The following is a 15787-nucleotide window of genomic DNA, read 5'->3' on the forward strand; positions in this document are numbered from 1 at the left end:
CCTGCCGCTTGAATGCGACACTGTGGGAACGGTGCCGTGCCATGACTTCCATCCTCCGGAAGCCCAGCCAGAGAGGTCAATCCATTTCGCCCAAGCCGTCCACCAGGAGGGGCGCACTCCAAATGGTGGGTCGCGTTTCGACCGGCATCGCCCGAACCGTGTGGTGATGATCACGTGAGGCTGGGAGCGTCGCGGATCTGCTCGGCGGTCTGCTGGGGCACAAAAGCCTAATCTGGACGAGCATCCGCAGGGAGATCTGGGCGCCACCCAGCCTTGCCCGACTGTGATCCCCTTGCACCGTGGGGGAGGGAGCCCTGCTGAGGCGGTCAGGAAAGCAGGAGTCACTGGCCTAGCAAGCTAGACAATGTGGTGCCATCGTCAGAACGAAATTGTAATGAGATGGGCATGGAGGTAGGCTTTATGGAGGGAGAGTCCAAAGGCAGAGCGGGATACTCTTGTCGCGCGCAACAGCTTGTTCTGTGCATTGTGGCAGTGCTCCTCCTCTTCACCATTTGCGCAGCAACCAGCGTAGCCTTCGCGCAGCGGCGCGTGGCGTTGGTGGTGGGCAACGGCTCCTACCAGTCTGTGCCCGCTCTGACCAACCCGGTCGAAGATGCCACGGCTGTGGCACGGTCTCTACGTAGCGTCGGCTTCAGCGTAGAACTCATCACCAACACCTCGCGTGCCGGCCTGCAAGGCAGGCTGCAGCGTTTCGGGCAGCTTGCAGACGGAGCCGAGCTGGCGCTGCTCTACTATGCTGGGCACGGCATCCAGGTTGCGGGGGAGAACTACCTGATCCCCATTGATGCCCGCTTACGCGATGCGCGCGACGTGGATTTCGAGTTAGTTGGTTTGCCAGCTGCCCTGCGCGCGATGGAGGGCGCGCGCTCCCGGGTGGTGATCCTGGATGCGTGCCGCGACAATCCGTTCGCCGTGCAGATGCGTGGCCTGTCCGGCACCCGTTCGGTGGGCGCAGGCTTGGCGGCAGTGGCCAACGTGGACCTGGGCACCCTCGTTGCTTTCTCGACCAGCCCAGGAACCGTAGCCGCGGACGGAGGTGGTCGCAATAGTCCCTTCGCAGCCGCCTTGCTCGAGCAGTTGCGCACACCCGGCTTGGAAGTCCGCCAATTGATGACCAGAGTGCGCCAGCGGGTGGTTCAGATGACGGGTGGTCGCCAAGTGCCATGGGACAACTCGTCGCTGCTCTCGGATATCTTCCTCGCCGGTGCTGGTACAGCGGGGATAGCGAGCCTGCCAGGACCAGCGCTGGCTGCGGAGCCACCAAGCGCGTCGTCTGAGGCCGACCCGATCAGCGCGGCGGCGCGCGCCGAGGCTATGGCACGAGGCATCCCACTGCCAGGCGCGGCCGAACTACCCGATATGGTGACCCGCGGAGGGCGGAGCCCGCTAGTCGGCGTTTGGGGTGATGGCCGGTGGGGCAATGGCGGCCGGGATGCCTTGCTGGTGGTGCTTTCGGTAGATGAGAGCGCCGGAACGGCCGATGTCATCAATGCTTTTGGACCGCCCACTCCAACGGCCTGGAACCAGGGGCCTGCGGGCTGGTTCCGTATTCGGAATGCCGCGCTGCGTAACGGGGAGATCAACTTCCAGCAGCGTAACGGGCAACAGTTTCGCTTCCGGCTGGAGAACGCAGACACGCTGCGGGCCGTGACCATCCTGCCACCACAGGCAAACCGGGCAAACCCCGAAGTCGGAACTCGGCTACATCGGCTGTCGTAGACGCAATTCAGTCGAGAGCAGTGCTAGGCGCGAACAGTGGTGCTTTTCCAGTGCTACCGCTGAGTTCAATGGAGGCGGGCGACACGGATGCCCATGGTCGTGCCTCACTCCTGTCAGATCGGAATAGTCCTGATCTGCATTCTGGGTAGTTACTGCTCGGCTTGCGTCAAAGCATGAGCCAACTCTGCATCAGCGCTGCGGTGGTATGCCGCACAGCAGCTATGCCCCACCGACCGAGGTTTGGCGGGCTCCAAGTCGGTAGCGGCCCCCAGAGGTCGGGCCAGCCGCACCGGAGCCGCACTATGGTCAAGCAGAGCCCTGTTGCCATGCTACCCGATGTCCCCGCCCCACAACGACAGGCCATCATCGCCTCCCTGCTCAGGACCGGGCTGCAGTCGGCGGCCGATGGGAAGCCCCGCCCCATGCTGGCCCAAATGCTAGCCCTGCTTTCAGCCATGTGACCGCGCTACGTCGACGGAAACTCGACTCTGACGGCACAGGGCCAAGAGGTCAGCTTGTGGTCCCCCAGGAATGCCAGAAGTACATCGGGTCAGATCGCTCGCGGCCGCGCCATTGCGGCTGCAATGATGTCCCGAACGGCCGGTGAACGCCGATAGTATTGGTGCGAGCTCGCGAAGCTGAACTCGAAGTCCCGGTGCCCCGCGCAGTCCACCATCCTGTACTGGGCAGGTGGGAACCGCACCTGATCGAAGCGCGCGTGCGGGCCCTCCTGGCCAAGCCGCTTAACCAAGTTGATCGCAGCGCTGACGCCCAGGACATTATCGGCTTCGCTGAACAGGATGGTGACGCGTCGCGCGAGACGCCCGAGCCCGCTCAGCCGGCCCATCTGTGGGAAGTCGAAGGTTCGGTACTGCTCGTCCGCCGCCGCGAGGAATGCCTCGTCGAACAGTTCCGCATCACCATTCCCGTGGCTGAACCAGCTTTCGACAGCGGACTGCAGAGCGTAGTTGCCCATGCTGTGGGCCAGGAGGAAGACGCGTCGCCCATTAGCCCGCGCTGCGGTCACAATCGGCTCCAGGTTTGCGAGAAAGCTCATGAGATGCAGTCCCGACTGACCCGCCCTGACCTGGTCGGACTTGTAGGGCTCCCATAGCAGGGGAAGCGAAAGCAACCTGCCCTGAGACGGCCAACTGAAGGCCACGACGCTCGTGTCCGCCTCGTCCAATCCCGACGTGGCCAGCCAGTCGCGGACAAAGGCCGCGCGAGTAATGGCGTTCTCGAAGCTGTTGTCGAATCCATGCACGAAGATCAGTAGGTTGCGTCTTGCACCAGCAAGGTCGCCCACTGCTTCGTCGCTGAAGGCTCCCCGCTGTAGGTTCCGGATTTCCGTGATCGCGCCCACCGTGTCGGCCGTGAGATCAACCTCGTCCACGAAGGCAGTACCGTAGGTGATCTCGGCTGGCGAGGACGGAGGGATGACGCTGTCACCATAGCTGCTCAGTTCTTCACCAGGCCCGGTAAGCCTGCGGTTGGTCGCGAACTGGACGGTGATTGGCATGGCACACACCTCGGCGTCGCGGAGCCCCCTTGTTGCTGAGTTGGCCCAAGTCGGCTGAGCGCTGAAGGCAGTCGGCTCAGTGCCGCAGTGGCTGCACTTAGGGGCAGAGCAACTGTGAGACGGGAGCGGAAGTGCTGTCAATCTGTTACAAAATCAGACCAATCGAGCTTAGTGCTTGGCTGCCGTCAAAGGTTGAGCGAACGGTACATCGGCGTGCGGGAGCGCGCCACGCGGCAGCTACACCCTACTGAGCAAGGCTCGGCGGGGCTCGGGGTAGTAGCGGCACCCGGAGGTCGGGTTAGCTGCACCGGAGCCGTACGATGGTGAAGCAGAGCCACGCGGCTACTTCACCTAATGTACCCGCTCCACCACGGCAGGCGGTCATCGCCTCTCTGCTCAAGACCGGGTTGCTGGCCCAGAAGCCTGATCCTGCCGATGAGGATGGGCCGGACCCGCGCGCCACCGAACTTGGCCTGACTGCGGCCAGCACCGTTACGGGAGGAGGGCAGCCTGTCGATGCGCCCATTCACGCCCGTGATGGCCTACGTGGGGCCGCTCAGGTCGTGGTGGCGGCTGGGATGCACAGAACTCGCCCGATGCCCTTTCGGCAGCCTTGGAGCGCCTCCGTACAGCTCTGGCCCACAGGCCTACCTCACGGCCCACCAATGGGTCGCGCGCTCCACTCATCGGCCCCAAACAGGCCACGGTTCTGGCCCTGCTGCACCGCCCCGAGGGCGTCACCATGGCCCAGGTGGTGGAGGTGACCGCCTGGGCCCGCACACCGTTCTGGGCAGCGCATATCTGGGCAGCGCATACCGTCGCGGGTGGCAGAGAACTGTTCCCTCACGATCCTCCCCCGGGTGGATTGGGCAGCGGCCCGACGCGACGCACTCACGCCACGCGCGGGCAGGCCGGGGGCCGAGCGTAGAGGTCTGCCCGTGTGGGCGGCAGGCCGGCAGGACCGCGCGCCCGCTTGGTCGCGACGGTCTGGAAGATGCCGATGGTGCCGCGCTCGAAGCCCAGGCTCACCCCCGCAAGGTAGAGCAGCCAGAGGCGGACCCGAGCAGCACCGACCTCGGCTTCCGCCGCAGCGCGGTTGGCGTGCAGCCGTTCGCACCATAGGCGCGTCGTCCGGGCATAATGTTCGCGCCAAGCCTCGACGTCGTGCACCTCGAAGCCATGGCGCTCCAGCCCGGAAACGGTGTTGCCGATGTGGTCGAGCTCGCTTCCGGGAAAGACGTAGTTCACGATGGCTGCGTATTCTGGACGCTTGCGCCGAAAGGCTCCGGCAGTTCGCTTGGCCGGCCGGGTGATGGCGTGGTGCAGCATGACGCCACGCGGTCGGAGCAGGCTGCGCATCTTGGTGAAGTAGGCGGCGTGGTTCGCCGCACCGACATGCTCGAACATGCCGATGGAAGCAATGCGGTCCCACTCACCGGCGAGATCACGGTAGTCCTTGAGTTCCACAGTGACGCGGTCGCCCAGGCCGAGGCGGGCGATCTTCGCTTGGGTGAAGTCGTGCTGCGCCTGCGACAGCGTGACGCCGTGGGCGATGACGCCATGGTGCTGGGCGGCGTGGCAGATGAGCCCGCCCCAGCCACAGCCGATATCGAGCAAGCGCTCACCCGGCTGCATCCGGAGCTTGCGGCAGATCATCTCCAGCTTCGCCTGCTGCGCCTCCTCGATGCCGGCGTCCCAGCGCGGGAAGTAGGCACAGGAGTACTGCATCTCCGGGTCGAGGAAGAGGGCGTAGAAGGTATTGGACAGGTCGTAGTGGAACTGGACGAGTGCCTTGTCGTCCCGTCCGGCCTCGGCCCTTTCCGTTTGGGCGCCGGCATAGGCGTGGGTCTTCCCGCGATCGCCGGCGCCGAGAAGGAAGGGCGCCAGGCTACGCAGCAGCAGCCACCTGCTCACACCCCGCAGCGCGCCCCGGGACGCAGTGCCGCGGGCGGTTGCGAGGTCGAGCAGCGTGCCGCCCTCGATGTCGAGTGCGCCATCCGCCACCAGTTCCACCACGGTGGAGAGACGTGGGCGCCGAAGCAGTCGGGTGACAGCAGTCGGAGTGTTGAGTGCTACCGCCAGGTCCGATCGGGCGTTTGGCCCGAGGGGCAGCAACTCCCCAGTCCAGAGACGAAGCGAAAACTCCGCTTTCAGGATGTCCGACAGGTGTACGGCCAAACGGCGCAGTGCTGCAGCCTGCCGATCAGGAGGTAGGGTCATCGAGATCAGCCCTCACCAAAGGCCTAGAGGCCGGGTTCGCCGTAAGTGCTCAACATTGAGCAACCATCCTGACCACCCTCGTGAACACTTGTGAGGGGCATACGCCTTTATCGCTCAATGCCGGAGAGTGGTGATTGGAGATAGGCTGATTAGCCACTTTCGGCGGGTCCGAATCGACAATGGCTATGGAGGCCACCTCAGCCAGCGCTGTTCTGCAGGGTACACCTATCTGTAAGGCGCTTGGCTTCTATTGGAGGTTGAGCGAACAGTGCATCGGCGCCGCAGCGACGCGGCGTAGCCATGCTCCACCAGCCAAGGCTCGGCGGGGCTCGGGCTGGTAGCGGCACCCAAAGGTCGGGCCAGCCGCACCGGAGCCCCGCGATGGTCAAGCAGAGCCACATTGCCACGCTACCCGACATTCCCGCGCCACCACGGCAGGCCGTCATCGCTTCCTTGCTGAAGACCGGACTGCGGGCGTATCCGCCTGCTCTGGCCGAGGAAGCGGAACGGAACCTACACGCCACCGATGTTGGCCTGACGTCAATTGGAGCCGACCTGCGGGAAGGGCGGACTGCTGGGGCGTCCACCCATACCCCTGCTGGCCTGCGTGCGGCCGCTCAGGCTGTGTTGGCGGCCTGGAATGCCCAGAGCCCGCCCGACGCTCTGGCGGCCGGGGTAGAGCAACTCCGCAACGCCCTGGCCCGGAAGCCTGCGCCGACGTCCGCATGCGGACCACGCGTTCCACGCACGGGCACCAAGCGGGCCACGGTCCTGGCCCTGCTACGCCGCCCCGAGGGCGCCACGGGTGCCCAGGTGGTCGAGGCGACCGGCTGGGCACCCCACACCGTGCGCGGCTTCCTCGCCGGGCTGAAGCGGCGCGGCACCGCGGTCGAGGTGCTGGATCGCGTCCGCCAAGTCGGCCCGGGCAGGGCAGGGGCCAAGGGCAGCTACACCGTCTACCGCGTGGCGGAGGTGGGCTGATGCGTCGGACGAGCACAGGCCCCCGCTACGCGGTGGCTCTGTACCGGGTCTCCACCGCCGAGCAGGGCCACAGCGGCCTTGGGCTCGAGGCACAGCAGGCCAGCGTGCGCGCCTTCGTGGCCACCCAGGGTTGGACCTTGGTCGCCGAGTACTCCGACGTGGCTAGCGGCAAGGACGATCGCCGGCCCGGGTTCCAGGCAGCGCTGGCCCGCTGCCGGCAACTCGGGGCCACGCTGGTGGCGGCGCGCCTCGACCGGATCACCCGACGGGCTCACACCCTCTCGGGTCTGCTCGAGGAGGGGCTGTCGATCCGGGCGGCGGACATGCCCGGGGCGGACGATCTAATGATGCGGGTCTACGCGGCCATGGCCCAAAAGGAGCGGGAGCTCATCAGCGAGCGCACCCGCGCGGCACTAGCCGCCGCTAAGGCGCGTGGCCGGACGTTGGGCGGGGATCGCGGGCACCGGCCGTCAGCAGGCCCGGACGCGGCTGCGGCAGCCCTGGCGCGGCGTGAGGGCGCGGAGCAGGTAGCGCACCGGTTGGTGCTGGAGGTGGAGCGCTTGCGCGGCGAGGGCGTGATAGGCCAAGCGGCGCTGGCGCGGGCTCTGAACGAACGCGGCGTGCCGACCCCGGCCGGGAGCGGCATGTGGACGCACACGACGGTAGCGCGGGTGCTGGCGCGGGCAGCGCCAGAGGCGCGCCTCTGCGAGCCCTTCCCCCGGTTACGAGGACATGGCAGCGCGGGTCGCTGAGCTTCACCTTGGCCTCTCCGACGAGGAGGTGGCGAGGAGCTGAGCCGAGATTCCGCTTTCTGCCCCTTGTCAGCCATCCACCGATCTGAGGATCATTCGGCCAACGGATGGGCACGGAGTGGCTGTCATAACTTGGCGTCCGCGAGACTGCTGACCCATCCGATATAGGGGAGGAGGTCAGATGCCGAGGTTGCGTCATCTCGTCGCGTCCGCAGTGCTCACGGTCGCGCTGTCATCCGCTGGGCATGCCCAGTCTCCCCCCGAACGCTGGACCCCAACATGGGCCGCGCCGGACGTGTCCCGTGTTGACCAGCCCGCACAAACTCTAGGCCCGGCCGCGCTGGCCTTTCCGTGGGTGAACGATGTTCCGGAGGCTGTTCGCGAAGCAGCCCCGAGCCAGCAGCTCGAGGTAGCCGGCGGCTCACGCCTGCATTTTCACGATCAGACGCTGAGGCAGATTGCCCGAGTTTCCACAGGCGGCAACCGCGTCAGGGTCGTGCTGACGAACACGTTCGGAACTATGCCTCTGCGCGTTGGCGCCGCTCAAGTCGCCCTCCGCGACAAAGGGCCGTCCATCGTGGCGGGCAGCAACCGCGTCCTCACCTTCGGCGGGCTCACACAGCCGGCCATTCCGCCCGGCGCCCTGATGGTGAGCGATCCTGTCGATCTGGCAGTGCCGGACTCTGGCGATGTCGTCATTGACCTCTACCTGCCGGATGACACCGCCGCATCGAGATCGCCAGTGACGTATCACCCTGCCTCCTGGCAGACCAACTACGTGTCGATCCCAGGCAATCACGCCGGCGTGGTCTCGCTTCCGGTCGCCACGACGACCGCCTACCGTCGTGGCGACGGGCTGCCCTCTGCTTCCTCGTTCTTCCTGAGCCGGGTCGAGGTCGTGACAACGCAGCCTACTAGGGTGCTGGTGGCGTTCGGCGATTCCATCACCGACGGCACCCAGTCCGGTCTCGACCAGAACCGGCGTTGGCCGAACCTGCTTTCCGCTCGTCTGACGGCTGCAGGGATCCCCATGAGCGTCATCAACGGCGGTATCGGCGGCGGCCGCGTGCTCGAGGACGGGGTCGGCCCTAACGGTCTGGCACGATTCGATCGCGACGTGCTTGCCCAGGCCGGAGCGGCCTCTGTCACAATCATGCTCGGGATCAACGACATCGGTAACGGCGGAGCCAGGCCCGATCCGAGCGTGGCACAACTCATCGCCGGACATCGTCAGTTCATAGAGCGTGCCCGCGCACGTGGCCTGCGGGTCTTCGGCGCGACCCTCACCCCGTTCGAGGGAGCGGCGTACTGGACCCCGGAGGGGGAAGCCAAGCGCCAGGCGCTCAACGAGTGGATCCGGACCAGCGGGACCTACGACGCCGTTCTCGACTTCGCCGCGGCCACGCAAGATCCCGCCCGGCCGACGCGGATGCGCACTGAGTACGATTCGGGCGACCACCTGCACCCGAGCCCGGCAGGGTACACGGCGATGGCGAACAGCATCGACGTCGAGCTGTTCCGTCAGACAAGCCGTTAGCATGGCGGTGGGGGCCGGAGTTGCTCCGGCCGTCTGCCGCCGGCGCCCTCTGTTCACCACCGAGCAACGGTCGTTGGTCGATGGTGAACAGGGGTCCGAGAGCGACGCGTGCTCCTTTAACGGCTGGTAGCTCCGCTTGTGGCTGGAAGACTGGCTTCTGCCGACAGCTGCCTAATCTGAATTGAAGATGAGCGGGTAGAGCGATGCCACTAGCAAAGTGGCCATGGCGAGGTTGAAGATCCGCAGCCTGTGCCCGACGATCAGCCAGCGGCGCAGTGCGGTTCCCATCCAGGTCCAGATCGCACTCGAGACCAAGCCGAGGGTTGCGAATGACGAGCCAACCAACACCACGCATGCGAGAGAGTGGCTCGGTGCAAAGATTGCAATGGCAGATAGGCCCGTGACCCACGCCTTAGGGTTCACCCACTGGAATGCGGCCGCTTGGAACAGTGATAGCGGCCTTGCCTGTGTGTCGCCGGTGACCGGCGGTGCTGCGGTGGCAATCTTCCAGGCGAGCCAGAGAAGGTACACGGCTGAAACGACGATCAGCACTGTTTCAAGGATCGGAAAGACGTCGAAAACAGCGGCGAGCCCCAGGCCCGCAAAGACTACGATGGCCAGGATACCGCCAGAAATCCCGAGAAGATGAGGTATCGAGCGTCGGAAGCCGAAAGTGGCTCCTGAAGCCATCACCATGATGTTGTTTGGCCCGGGCGACATCGTTGCGGCGAACACGAACCCTGAGAGGGCGAGCAGACCAGCGGTGTCCATGAATTTCTCCGTGCAGGGCTTGGGTGCCGCAATCGGGACGGAGAAGTGAAAAGGGCCGCCCTTACGCGGCAGCCCATGATGCAATGACCTATGGAGCCGCCCCTTAGATGGGCAGCCACCAAGAACTGTTGAGTTTCAGCGCTCCAGTCATGCCGCCAGCGTACTCATGGTTGGGAGCGCCTTTCAAGAGGCCCCGTGGTTATGAGATGCACGACACTCCCCACCCAGTTTGGTTTGCATGTCTCCAGATCCGAAGCGTCGCCACGAATAGCGCTATCAGCAGCGGAGCGTTTGGCCTGATCTTTCGGGCTCGTGCTCGATCGCACCCCGCTGGCGCGCAGCCTCGGCCTGCTCCTCGGCCGCGGCTTCCTCCTGCTCGGCGATGGCGTCCCGCGTGTGCTGGATGATCGCCAGCAGCTCGGCGTCCGACATCTCCTCGATGCTTTGCCGCGCCGTGACCTCGACCACCTGCTTCTCCCGCCACCCCGCCCGCGCTTTCATCCAGAAGATGGCGGCCGCCACCGACCCGCCCTCGGTGGCCATGCGGAAAAGCGACTGCCCCACCTTGGCGGTGGCCTCGATCGAGCCGCCGTCTCGGAGAAGGGCTGACGATCGGGAAGCTCGTGATGGTGAGACTCCAGCCACCGTCCCATCGTGCAGCGTACCGCACCACGATGCAGGGCCGCACTACAGGTTCATTCGGCGTTCCGCCATCGGCACAGCCGGATCAGAGTCGTGAGATTGTTTGGCAGGTCAGCACAGGAAGCGAGGTCGAGACTGATGCCGTACGCTTGGGCAACTTCGCGATCGTAGTCGTCCGGATCTTCTACCACGGCGAAGGCAAACCCTCGGTGCTGCCGCGCAGCCTCCCGAACAGCGTCGGCCATGGCGGTGCGGAAGGCGGCTGGGCCGGCGCCACCAGGATGCGGGGCGCCGATGAAGCGGATACCGGGGCCGGACAGAAACGGAGCGGTGAACGACACTGTGGGGCCAACCATCGCCACCAGTGATCCCTGAGGTAGCGTGACGGGGGCCACCGCCACTGCCATCGTCCCGCGGGGGTCGCCGGCCCAATCGAAGGGCTGCCGATCCCACTCGGGATACCGGGTGCCGAGACTGCACGCGCCAAGCGCGACAGCGACGTATGCTGTTGGAACGATACGGGTGCGTCTTACCGCTCCCGCCCCCATCTTTGAGCAGCTCGCTCGGCGAACCAGCAATGGCGTAGCAGTCGACAGCTCTCGCGCCACGGCCCAGATGGGCACACCGAGCAGCACCTCGAGCGGGCCTGCGTAGCGCAAGATGCTGAAGGTGATGAGCCACAGGGCATAACCGACGAGGACAAAGGCCATCACCGCCCACGCAGCACGTCGGGCGGCTGCACGCTCGGACGATATCTCCTCCTGATCTACGCGGTTCTGCAATGTATTGTGCGGTCGCATGAGGCGTCGCCATACGTCGGCTCCAACAACTATCACCGTCGCCAGGAGGCCGACTGCGAAGCGAGGGTCTGCCACCGGCCATTCGGTCACCCGTCCCACCGAGTAGCGCGCCCAAAGCAGGGGATAGATCAGCGCCTGCCAAAGATCAGCAGGAAGGAAGCGCGTGTCACGCAAGGTCTCCGGCAGGAACCAGGGCGAGTGGAACACCTCGTTGAGAAAAGGTCCGAAGGGGTTTCCAAAACGCTCGAACAGAAACCAAGCCCAGGGTCCGTAAACGGCTGCGAAGCCCGCGATCCCACCAGCCGCCAGCAGAGCCAGGCGGCGCAGCCATTGAACGGCACCAGGCGGCCCAGCGAACAAGGCGGCAAGCGCCAGAGCTGGTGGGAAAATCACCGCCGTTAGTTTCAGTCCAACTGCGGCTCCTGCCAGCGTGCCGGCTAGCAGCCCTAAGACGGTGGCTCGCCTGGGATGGCCGCGATCTTCCGCTCGGGGTGCGAGCAGCAACGCGAGCAAGGCGCCCACCACGAGGCAACCGACCTGGATGTCATTGAAGGTAGTGCCTGCTTCCGGGAGAGTGGCCGCGCCGCTCAGCCCGAAGGCTGCGACCAGCATGCTGCATCCGCTCAGTCGTCCTGGAGCGCCATGGCAGACGAGGTTGGTGATGGCGAGAACCAGGAAGGCGAGTAAGCCGAGATAGCCTGCCTGCAGTACGGAAATCAGCCGCGGCCAGTGGTTCAGCGAGCTCTGCGTCAGGAGATAGAAGGGCAGATCGAGCCCCGGGTGCAGGAAGGAGTGCCCGCCTGCTGGCGCGAGATCAACGTCCCAGCGTCCCTGAAGCAGGGCATAGGCATTGTAGTAGTGGTAGTTGCGCAGGTCCCAGTTCGCGTCACGGCCAAGGGTAAGGGCTGCTATCGCCGCCAAAGCCCAGCAGGCCAGGAACACTCCCCAGCCCATTCGAACACCGTCGCGGGCCCGCCAGCGTTGCATTTCTCCCTCCCCAGACGACTACGAACCCTTTTGGGATCGCAGCGTGCTGGAGTGCGTGGGGCCGGTCCATATCTGTTACGACATCGGCACTAATCCTCCTGACAGGCGTGAGCGGCGGGCTGCCGGAAATTTGGAAGTGCACCTGGACGATGTTGCGGGCCCGCATCACACCAGGAGCGGGTGGGCCAGGAACTCGTTGATGTCGGCCTCCTCGGCCTCGCCGCTGGTGGCACGTCCGAGCGCCATGATCAGCGCCACCGCGGCATCGATCTTCTGCTCGGGCCGGGCCTTGCGCGGGTAGACGTTGCCGCGGGCGTCATAGTGCCCGACCACGTTGCCGATGCACCATTCCAGCACGGGGCTGCCGTCGTGCCGCACGCGACCGGCCAGCATGGCCGCGCCCAGCTCCTTGGTGGGCTCGGACAGGTTGGCGGTGCGCATGTGGAACTCCACTACGGGCAGACCGTCGGCGGCCAGGGCCTGGCGCATCTGCCGCGCCTGCCAGGGGTCGAAGGCAATGCTGCGGACCCGAAACCGCTCGGCCAGGCTGCGCAGGTCCTCCTCCACCGTCCGCATGTCCGTCTCGTTGCCCGGCGTCACGGTGAGCCAGCCCTCGGCCGCCCAGCCGGGGTAGGACGGGTTCCTGGCTTCCAAGACGGCTGCCTCGTTCAGGTAGCAGCGGCTCACCACGTCGTAGTGCGGCTTGCCGTCCGGACCCCGCGAGGGGAATACCAGGGCCAGGGCGGTCAGGTCGGTGGTGGCCGCCAGATCCACCGCGACGTGGCAATCGCGCCCTTCCAGCTGCTCCAGGGTCAGGGCGGGATTGGCACAGTGCCGCCAAGCCCGGGTGCTGAACAGCGCCTCGTCGGCACCCACCCAGACGTTGAGGTGCCGGGTCTTGGCCGCAGCCTCCTGGGCGGGGTTGTTGCGGGCCTGGCGCATGATGGCGCGGATGGCATGGGGCTGCACCGCCTGACCCCAGGAAGGGTTGGCCTTGATCCAGGAGGCCTCGTCCCAGGAGTCGTCGCTCTCGTCCCCCGTGTAGATGAGCGCGAACAGCCGCTCGTCCTGCTGCGTGCCGCCCAGCACCCGGACGGCGTAGTCCCACATCTGCCGGCCGATGCCGCTGTTGTTGCCGGTGGCGGTGCTGATGGACAGTAGCAGGGGGTGGCGGCGCTTGCCCATGGCGGTGAGCAGCACGTCGTACACCAGGGCGGTACGGTGGCTGGCCAGCTCGTCGCACACCGCCACCGTGACGTTGAGGCCGTCGAGCGACTTGGCATCCGAAGAGACGGGTACGAACTTGCTGGCCGAGCGCTCCTGGAAGATGGCGTTGGCCCGCTCGGCCACGCCGAAGGCGGCGCGGAAGTCGGGGCTGCGGCGGACCATTTGCTGGGCGGCGTCGAAGAGGATGCGCGCCTGGTCGCGGGTCACCGCGGCGGCATAGCCCTCCGCCCCGCCCTCGCCCTCGATAAAGGTCAGGTACAGCGCGATCGGGGCGGCAAAGGTGGTCTTGCCGTTGCCGCGGGGGACGAAGACCACGGCCTGGCGGAAGCGCCGGGTGGTGGTGCCGCGCTCGACGAAGCCGAAGAGGTTGGCGAACACGAAGCGCTGCCAAGGCATCAGGCGCAGCGGCCGACCGGCCTCCGGGCCCTTGATGTTGGGCAACTGCTCGGCGAACAGCATGGCGGCCTCGGCCAGGTCGGCGCGAAAGGCCCAGGGACCCTCGTCACGCTTGGCAGCTTGGAACTCGTCCAGGAACCGCTGGCAGGCCTGCCGGACATAGGTGCAGGCGGGGATACGGCCCGTCACCACGTCCCGAGCATAGGCGGTGGCGACGGCTACCCCGAGGGCCGGGCTAACCGGCGTCTTTGTGGCCATGGATCAGCTGCAGCCGCGTCCACGGTGTCTCGCGCTCGGCGGCCTCGTCGCGCGGCGTTGCCGCCCCACCGAGGCGCGGACGGGACGCGGGGCTGAAGCCGAGCTCACCAGCGGCGCGCAGCATGGTCTCAGCGGCTTGGCGGATCAGCCGCAGGTAGGGAGAGGCGGTGGGCTGGCCATCGCGGCCCTTGGTCAGCAGCGGCAGGGTGGAGCCGGCGTCGAGCTTGGCCTGCTGGATCATCGCCATCCGGTGGCGGTCCTCGGCCTCGACCCACACCGCGAGCAGGCCGCGATCGATGGGCTTGAGCAGGCCGGCCGGTGCATGCGCCATGGCATAGGCCCAGCTTTCCCGCTGACCCGGGGTCATCCACTCCGGTGCCTCCGCCGGGAGCGCGCCCTCCGGCACGGGCTCGCCGGTCCGATCGCGGCCGTGCTGGGTCGGGTTGAAGGAGCCGCGCAGGCGGTGCAGGGCGGTGGGGGTGGGCTTGGGGCCAGGGCGGGGCATCAGGCTGGCGCCAGAGCCGCGGCGGCGCGGGTGACGGCCACACGGTGGCGAAGCTCTGCCCGCTGCCTTCCAGCACCGCCTCCTGGCCAGTGAAGGCCTGCCAGCGCAGCACCGCCACGTCGACGTAGGCCGGCGAGAGCTCGACCGCGTGGCAGGCGCGCCCGCTCATCTCGGCGGCGATCAGGGTCGTGCCGGAGCCGGAAAACGGCTCGTAGGCCGCCTGCCCAGGCGAGGAGTTGTTCTCGATCGGCCGGCGCATGCACTCCACCGGCTTCTGGGTGCCGTGCACGGTGTCGGCATCCTGGTCGCGCGACGGGATCTGCCACAGGGTGGTCTGCTTGCGATCGCCAGCCCAGTGACCGGTGCCCTGGTCGCGCACGGCGTACCAACAGGGCTCGTGCTGCCAGTGGTAGTGCCCACGGCCCAGCACGAGGCGCTCCTTGGCCCAGATGATCTGGGCGCGGATGCCAAAGCCAGCGGCCGCCAAGCTCTCGGCCACCGTGCCGGCGTGCAGGGCGCCATGCCAGACATAGGCCACGTCACCCGGGAACAGCGCCCAAGCCTCGCGCCAGTCGGCACGGTGGTCGTTCAGCACCTTGCCGGTGCGGGCGGTCTTGCTGCCCGCCAGCGCCTCGTTGCGCCAAGCTGGGTCGTACTCCACCCCGTAGGGCGGATCCGTGACCATCAAGTGCGGGCGCACGCCACCCAGGGCGGCCTGTACCACGGCAGGGTCGGTGCTGTCGCCGCAGACCAGGCGATGGCGGCCCAGGATCCACACGTCGCCCAGGCGGCTGACCGGGACCTCGGGTGGGGCAGGGACCTCGTCCGGGTCGGTTAGCCCCGGCGAGGGCTGCGCCGTCAGCGCCTGCAGCTCCTCTGCGCTGAAGCCCGTCAGCGACAGGTCGGCGCCGAGCCCGGCGAGGTCGGCCAGTTCGGCACGCAGCAGTGCCTCGTCCCAGCCGCCGTTCAGGGTGAGCTTGTTGTCGGCCAGCAGGTACGCGCGGCACTGCGCCTCGGACCAGCCGCGCGCCACCATGACCGGCACCGCCGCGAGCCCCAAGCGCTGCGCGGCCAGCACGCGTCCGTGGCCGGCGATCAGGGTGCCGTCCTCGTCCACGAGCACCGGCACTGTCCAGCCCCACTCACGGATGGAAGCGGCGATCTGTGCGACCTGCGTTTCGGAGTGGGTGCGGGCGTTGCGCGCGGCGGGCGTGAGGCGCGACAGCGGCCAGCGCTCGACATGATCGGCGGGCCAGACGGTGTCCTGCATGCGCGAAGCTCCCCCGCTGAGCGGCCCCACGAAAAACGGGCTAATTCGCAACCACGAAATGGAGTGCGCCCCTCCTGGTGGACGGCTTGGGCGAAATGGATTGACCTCTCTGGCTGGGCTTCCGGAGGATGGAAGTCATGGCACGGCACCGTTCCCACAGTGTCGCATTCAAGCGGCAGGTG

At 66.8% G+C, this 15787-nt stretch carries 11 protein-coding genes and 1 pseudogene; 4 read left to right on the forward strand and 8 right to left on the reverse strand.

Annotated features, from left to right (window positions below):
• Positions 1-492 precede the first annotated feature (492 nt).
• The gene (locus ACLIBK_RS24450) at positions 493-1740 is read left to right on the forward strand and encodes a caspase family protein (protein ID WP_415389919.1); all 1248 of its coding nucleotides are present in this window, start codon (positions 493-495) and stop codon (positions 1738-1740) included.
• Between the two features lie 550 nt (positions 1741-2290).
• Here the strand turns inward: ACLIBK_RS24450 and ACLIBK_RS24455 are convergent.
• Together ACLIBK_RS24455 and ACLIBK_RS24460 are read right to left on the reverse strand one after the other, a co-directional pair.
• Entirely contained in the window at positions 2291-3259 is a 969-nt protein-coding gene (locus ACLIBK_RS24455) for an alpha/beta hydrolase (protein ID WP_415389920.1), read from the reverse strand.
• Positions 3260-4150: 891 nt separating this feature from the next.
• Positions 4151-5263, reverse strand: coding sequence for a class I SAM-dependent methyltransferase (locus tag ACLIBK_RS24460; RefSeq protein WP_415389921.1), 1113 nt, complete (start codon positions 5261-5263; stop codon positions 4151-4153).
• 597 nt (positions 5264-5860) lie between these two features.
• Here ACLIBK_RS24460 and ACLIBK_RS24465 point away from each other — a divergent pair.
• From ACLIBK_RS24465 to ACLIBK_RS24475, 3 genes are all read left to right on the forward strand, one after another.
• Complete coding sequence (locus ACLIBK_RS24465) at positions 5861-6460, forward strand: DUF3489 domain-containing protein (RefSeq protein ID WP_415389922.1); 600 nt, start codon at positions 5861-5863, stop codon at positions 6458-6460.
• Positions 6460-7212, forward strand: a complete 753-nt coding sequence (locus ACLIBK_RS24470) for a recombinase family protein (protein WP_415389923.1) — start codon at positions 6460-6462, stop codon at positions 7210-7212. Before ACLIBK_RS24465 ends, ACLIBK_RS24470 begins: the two co-directional genes overlap by 1 nt.
• 181 nt (positions 7213-7393) lie before the next feature.
• Positions 7394-8749, forward strand: a complete 1356-nt coding sequence (locus tag ACLIBK_RS24475; protein ID WP_415389924.1) for an SGNH/GDSL hydrolase family protein — start codon at positions 7394-7396, stop codon at positions 8747-8749.
• A gap of 171 nt (positions 8750-8920) precedes the next feature.
• On the opposite strand, the gene ACLIBK_RS24480 is transcribed toward ACLIBK_RS24475, so the two are convergent.
• The 6 genes and pseudogenes from ACLIBK_RS24480 to ACLIBK_RS24505 all read right to left on the reverse strand — a co-directional run.
• Positions 8921-9520 carry a LysE family translocator gene (locus tag ACLIBK_RS24480; RefSeq protein ID WP_415389925.1) on the reverse strand — a complete coding sequence of 200 codons (600 nt, stop codon included), beginning with the start codon at positions 9518-9520 and terminating at the stop codon, positions 8921-8923.
• Positions 9521-9796: 276 nt separating this feature from the next.
• Positions 9797-10084 carry a hypothetical protein gene (locus tag ACLIBK_RS24485; protein ID WP_415389926.1) on the reverse strand — a complete coding sequence of 96 codons (288 nt, stop codon included), beginning with the start codon at positions 10082-10084 and terminating at the stop codon, positions 9797-9799.
• A 131-nt stretch (positions 10085-10215) separates the two neighbouring features.
• The gene (locus tag ACLIBK_RS24490) at positions 10216-11949 is read right to left on the reverse strand and encodes a hypothetical protein (protein ID WP_415389927.1); all 1734 of its coding nucleotides are present in this window, start codon (positions 11947-11949) and stop codon (positions 10216-10218) included.
• Between the two features lie 165 nt (positions 11950-12114).
• The gene (locus ACLIBK_RS24495) at positions 12115-13830 is read right to left on the reverse strand and encodes a terminase large subunit (protein ID WP_415389928.1); all 1716 of its coding nucleotides are present in this window, start codon (positions 13828-13830) and stop codon (positions 12115-12117) included.
• Complete coding sequence (locus ACLIBK_RS24500) at positions 13808-14335, reverse strand: P27 family phage terminase small subunit (protein WP_415389929.1); 528 nt, start codon at positions 14333-14335, stop codon at positions 13808-13810. The genes ACLIBK_RS24495 and ACLIBK_RS24500 overlap by 23 nt, the downstream gene beginning before the upstream one ends.
• 124 nt (positions 14336-14459) lie before the next feature.
• Positions 14460-15605, reverse strand: a pseudogene (locus tag ACLIBK_RS24505) (site-specific DNA-methyltransferase); the annotation flags it as partial.
• Between the last annotated feature and the right edge of the window lie 182 nt (positions 15606-15787).

The organism is Roseomonas sp. BN140053, assembly GCF_047690175.1.
Lineage (GTDB): Bacteria > Pseudomonadota > Alphaproteobacteria > Acetobacterales > Acetobacteraceae > Roseomonas.